Source organism: Kistimonas scapharcae, assembly GCF_039540975.1.
Classification (GTDB): Bacteria; Pseudomonadota; Gammaproteobacteria; order Pseudomonadales; family Endozoicomonadaceae; genus Kistimonas; species Kistimonas scapharcae.
On the sequence record NZ_BAABFL010000329.1, the window covers coordinates 1 to 5330 of the forward strand.

General features: G+C 47.6%; 5 protein-coding genes. 2 read left to right on the top strand and 3 right to left on the bottom strand.

Annotated elements, in window-relative coordinates:
- The first annotated feature begins 140 nt into the window (after positions 1 to 140).
- A complete protein-coding gene (locus tag ABD892_RS11870) occupies positions 141 to 764 on the top strand; it encodes a PP2C family serine/threonine-protein phosphatase (RefSeq protein WP_345195896.1) in 624 nt (207 codons plus the stop codon).
- Positions 765 to 814: 50 nt separating this feature from the next.
- On the opposite strand, the gene ABD892_RS11875 is transcribed toward ABD892_RS11870, so the two are convergent.
- Entirely contained in the window at positions 815 to 2245 is a 1431-nt protein-coding gene (locus tag ABD892_RS11875; RefSeq protein ID WP_345195898.1) for a rhodanese-like domain-containing protein, read from the bottom strand.
- Positions 2246 to 2945: 700 nt separating this feature from the next.
- Between ABD892_RS11875 and ABD892_RS11880 the strand changes: the two genes are divergently transcribed.
- On the top strand, positions 2946 to 3296 hold the full coding sequence (locus ABD892_RS11880) for a hypothetical protein (protein WP_345195899.1): 351 nt from the start codon (positions 2946 to 2948) through the stop codon (positions 3294 to 3296).
- A 125-nt stretch (positions 3297 to 3421) separates the two neighbouring features.
- Here ABD892_RS11880 and ABD892_RS11885 read toward each other — a convergent pair whose 3' ends face one another.
- The gene (locus tag ABD892_RS11885) at positions 3422 to 4237 is read right to left on the bottom strand and encodes a class I SAM-dependent methyltransferase (protein ID WP_345195900.1); all 816 of its coding nucleotides are present in this window, start codon (positions 4235 to 4237) and stop codon (positions 3422 to 3424) included.
- A 383-nt stretch (positions 4238 to 4620) separates the two neighbouring features.
- Positions 4621 to 5169, bottom strand: a complete 549-nt coding sequence (locus ABD892_RS11890; RefSeq protein ID WP_345195902.1) for a hypothetical protein — start codon at positions 5167 to 5169, stop codon at positions 4621 to 4623.
- Positions 5170 to 5330: the final 161 nt, after the last annotated feature.

The window sequence follows — 5330 nt, forward strand, 5'->3', positions numbered from 1 at the left end:
AGCTGTTGGTCCATGGCTAATCTCCAGCAAGGGCTGAGAGGAGATTAGCTTATTATCGGGGACTTAATCGCAGGTTCCCTAGTCAATTTGGTGATGTGCTGAAAGGGGAGCTTAGTGAAAGCTGTCGTTCCGGCTGGTCGTTGGATGCATTTTATAATGCTCTGGTTATGACGTCAGTAAAGATGACTCATTGCTATACCGGTGATGATGGATCAACCGCAGCGATTTTTTTGTATCATCGAGAGCATCTTTACGCCTGCAATATTGGTGATAGCACAACTCTGCTCATTACCCCGACGACGGGTACCGTAAAGCAATTAAGTGCAGAAGAGCTGATGACAGAGAAAGCAACCGCCAGACGTGTAGCCCTGTATGGCGGGACGTTGAATGCAGACACTGCGCCCGGCCATGAAAAAGTCCTGGGAGTTAGATGCACTAAAGGAGTACCCCAACTCAGTATGAGCAGTGCATTTGGTGATCCCTATTATGGTGGCGCGCTGACAGCTCGAGCTAACGTGGGGCGTACCAGCGTGAAGTCCCTACAGGGTAATAAGCATTTGGTGATCTGTTACTCAGACGGTGTATCAGAAGTGGATAGTGTTGGGAATATTGGTGCTTTTATTTGTGAGAACTATACAAAGCACGGCTGTATGAAAAAGGTAACCAAGGATTTGGCAGAACAGGTTTTCCGCTCAGGATCTAGCGATAATATTACTGTCCTTGGCTGGTTGCTGGATTTGGAACAAACGGGTACCGCTTCATAAATGCCCCCTTCCAAACACTCTATAGAAAGAGGGCAGGGTATTTTTTTACATCAGTGGGTTGTAACAATGTCGACTTTTTCGGCGGCTAATACTCCCGGTGAGTGGTTTCCCGAGGCAATACGCCAGGCCTTAAGGCTGTCTTCTCGGGTGATGTTCCCCGTTGATACGGGGTTTTCCGGATCATTTTTCCAGCGCATCCACCCACTGCTGTATATCTGGTTGTTTTTGTATCCCATGGCCTGGGCGTACCACCAGACTTCAGATGCTCTCCAGCCATTGCCGCAATAGAACGCCAGCTCCATGCTGTCCGGGTGGATACCCCACTGATGCCAGAAAGCTTCAATTTCACGGTAGTTCCGCATGGTGTGATCCGGATTGTGGTAGTCGTTCATATCCCAGGCAGAGTCGCCGGACTGTCCCCAGAGCGCACCGGTTATCCGGCCTTTTTTCTGGAAATAACCGTAGCCACTGATATCACCTACATACTCTTCCCAGCTGCGAATGCTGACCAACGCGCCATCGTGCTGCTTCCGCAGTGCTTTGGCCTGCTCGATATCAATCACGACACTGGCATTGCCCGGACCAGTAACACCAAAGGTTTCTATCGGTATGGGTTGAACCCATCCTGTATCCAGCAAAAGACCGGCAGCGGACCAGGCGTCCTTACCACCATTGAGCATCACCACATCGCTGACACCGGCATATTTCATGACCGATGCGCCACGGGCCGCTCCGATGGAGTCCGTGCTATATACGGCAACCGGCGTATTTTTGTCGATGCCAAGTCGTTGCAGTGATGTCCGGATATCTTCAACATCGTTGAGTTCATAAATGGGGGGGTGTTCAAACTCCAGATCATCCCAGTACAAGGCGCCGGGGATATGGCCTTTGCGGTAGGATTTTCCCTTGCCGCCATCCCAACCTATCTCAACGACTTTCAGTTGTGGATTGTTTTTGATCTGTTCATTAAGAGCCGTCGGGGGAACCAGTGAATGATACCCGGGCAAATGATCGACGGGGTTGGCCTCGACGGCTGCCCACTGGTTGTAGCCGCCTTTCAGGATCGAGATATGATCGAGGTTGTGCCCCATTTCACTCACGAGCCAGTTAGCCACAGTCGTGCTTTGTTCGCGGTCATACCCATAGATGATGATAGATTGGTCTGGCTGAATACCCGTGCGTTGATACGCCGTGTCCAGTTCGGGAAGGTCACGGGTAATCCAGTCAGCAGACAGAAGTTTGGCGCCCGGGATGTGCCCGCCCCGCTGTTCACCCTGCAATGTCCAGCCATTGAAAGCATCGGGACTTCGGGTATCAATCAGTGTGTATTGGGATGTCGTCAGCTTTTGTGACAACTGCTGTGTATTGATTGTTGTGTAAGCAGCAGGTGCAGTCATTGAGGGCTTGTCGGGTTGGCAGGCGGCAATAAACAATACCATACCACCCAGGCAAAATGCCCTGGTAAGCGATGTGTACAACATGATCTTCCTTTTGTTGCGAGTTCAATAGTCGCAGAAGGGCATTAATATGCCGAAAGGATACCTGGCATGTTTTAACGCAGATCAAAAAAGCGATCATCGGTGTATCGGTTTTGTACGTAGGCAGGTTGTACTGGCGCTGTGCCTGTCTATGGGATAGCCGAGGCGAGAGTCATTTTTCGGTAGGGTTCGTCATTGATAGTGACAGCGACGCATTCATGGCATGGGTATAGTGATATTTATGGGGGGGGGAAATGCCTGTTTTTGCCCCCAAGGTAAGTCAATCGTTCTGCAGAACGACATTGATTTGGGGAATGCACCGTAAAAATTATCGTGGTGGTTCAGGTGCGAAGAAAAAATAAGTGGGCCATAGTGGAAGATCAGTGCTTTATCGTGTTATTTGTCCATCTTCAGGAGTGATGGGATTGATCTATTGAAGCGGCTTTGAAAGCGTGTACCATCTGTCGCTTATGAAAAATGAGATAAAGGGTTGTTTGTGTGCAGATGCATCTGCCAATACTGCGGCTGACCGGATAGGCAGTCATGGGGGATCTCACCTTGAAGAATCATAGCCATCGTTGACAGTATTCAGCGTATCCATCAATAGCATATTTTTTAATGCATTCAGAGCGCGCAAGGTTTAGTCCTGCAATGTAGGCTCTTTTTCTGCTTTCTGGCAGCAGAATACAGGAGGAGTTGATCAGTGTGGTGCTGGTTTCTTGGTCGTCTTAGTAACCAACGAATTGCCAATCTGGTATTCGCAGACAATTTGTTAAGTCATATGTCCTTTGTCGCCGGTATGGTGGGTGGGAGCTTGATAGGGTATGAGTTGATCACTCTGGTGTTCTCTATTGAGTCACCTATACCTGCCCTGGCCGGTGTTGTGGTCTTTGTTGCGGGTGTTTCCCTCCGGTTTCTGGTACGTGAATCAGCGGATGAATATGCGATCCGCTGGCGCCGACTTCAGTGCCGGGCTATGGAGGAAAACAGGCCCCTGGATGAGTTGTTAACGACTGAATTTACCGGTCAGGGTTTCTCCCACAAGAAAGGCTAAATCAACCTTCCAAAAACGTGCATGGGATGTGTATTTTTTAGGTTTTATGACGATTTTGTGGCGTTTTTGTTGATGTAGGCAGAGTAAGTGTAGTTAGTAAGCGCCTTACTATGGGGTTACGGCCTTTACTCGTTGATTGGTCGGTAGCCCCAAGCCTGGATGACACGTGGCATACCGGCAATGGTGTCAGGGTTGTTTGCGAAAGCATACAGTTCAGTGATGATTTCATCGATTTCGGATGTGCTGGCCAGACCATCATTCAGTAAGGAGTCAGCAATGTTTTCCATGGTGATCGCGCTGATCAGCTTAATATCCCCTTCCATGCCCAGATTCTGTACCGCCGCCATCCTGATATTTGTAAAATGGTTTTGCCTCAGCAGTGACGGTAGTTTTATGCCAATGAAAGGGTCTCCTCCCCGCTGTTTGACGCAAGTGCAGTAGAGCGCCTGATAACGCTCAAGTGCCGGGCAGTCTGGGTAAGATGTATTACCTTTAAAATCAATATCTTCAAGAATAATGCTGCCGCCAGGACTTAAGTGTTGATAAAGCACATTCAGCGCCTGGGATGGAGATGGTAGGTGAGTCAACAGGAATCGGGCATAGATCACGTCATAACAACAGTTTTCATGCATGTTTCTGACATCCATGTGTTTGAACGTGACATTCTCAATGCCCTGCAGGTGAGCTTCAGTGCGCGCCATGGTTAATTTGATGTCATCAATATCACCGCCTGTTACATGGCCGTCAGGCCCGACCCGCCGGGCGAGTTCAAGTGAAACCGCACCGTTGCCGCAGCCTATGTCCAGGCACTCAAGGCCATTATTCAGCCCAACTCTGTCAAGCAGGGCGTTGGTATCGGTAGCGATAAGCGGGGCTATCAGACGCATTCTTTTTGCGCCTTCTGTGCCGCTGCGGATGACATAATGGGACAGGTTGTCCATTTTTTTAACTCCAATGGCATCAAGGCGAGAATGTATAGGTTAATACGAGTAAATTTGTCCAGAATTAGGTTGTGGTAAAGTTTATAAATGAATAAAAACAATGAGATAGCAAAGAGTGTGAATGTTTTATCTATAGTCAGCATATTGTCAAATTGCTGACTATAGATAAAACGCAGGTCTCCACCTCTGCTTATATGCATGCTTTTAATATGCGCGCGGTTGTTACCTTAATCATTTAATGTCACGTTGATAAAGTGATTCTTTCTCAAGGGGCGTGGGTATGAACGCCCCTTATAACGATACGAGCCCTCTCTAACGGGTAATTCAATCATGGGAAGGTTTTGGAAATAGACTGGGGCGTGTTTTTAGCGAGGCCTACCATGTTATTCCTGTGTTGCGAAATTTTCATAGACAGGATCCGGCCAGTGACATATGCCTGAAGTCGTAACATGGTTGTCTTCAGAGTTAAATAGAGGCTTGAAGACGGTTGGATCTGAAATATGGAATACAGGATAGGTATATGTCCCTCGGTAATCCACGGTGGAAAATCCTGCCGCCTGAACCGTAAAGTAGTGGCAGACGGCTTCTTCGGGGATATCCAGATCACCTGTCATAAGGGCCGCCAGAAGTTCCCAGCCGGTGGGGAGGGATGCATAGGTAATAATTAATACGCGCGTTCCTACTGGTAGCCAAAACTGATGTTGTCGTTCATAAAAGGTCCACACTCGTTTTAGGTTTTCCACGCTATCGCTAACATCACCATAATAAATTGTTGCATTGAATTCTGCGCCAGAAACAAACCGAATAAGTAATTCAGAAAGGCTTGTGCTTTGTATGTTTTCATTATTCTCTGTCGAGACAGGTTCAGCAGAAACACTATGGTTATGCAGTAATAAAAAAAGCACGCTAATTAGTGTGATAATTTTATTCATAAATTGTCGTATGCCGTATGATATGACGTTTTCTAATATGTTGCTTTGGCGGTGTTTAGCTTAAAAGTGGTTTTACCTAGTGTTTTGAAATCCTTTCTAATAACCCATCTTCTGAGAAGATTTCAGTCTTAAGAAAACGCTTCCATCCAAGATACCTGGTC

What these genes read in the sequence shown, in the direction of transcription:
- ABD892_RS11885 (WP_345195900.1), bottom strand. Translation starts at nt 4,237, where the DNA reads ATGGACAACCTGTCCCATTATGTCATCCGCAGCGGCACAGAAGGCGCA.
- ABD892_RS11890 (WP_345195902.1), bottom strand. Translation starts at nt 5,169, where the DNA reads ATGAATAAAATTATCACACTAATTAGCGTGCTTTTTTTATTACTGCAT.
- ABD892_RS11875 (WP_345195898.1), bottom strand. Translation starts at nt 2,245, where the DNA reads ATGTTGTACACATCGCTTACCAGGGCATTTTGCCTGGGTGGTATGGTA.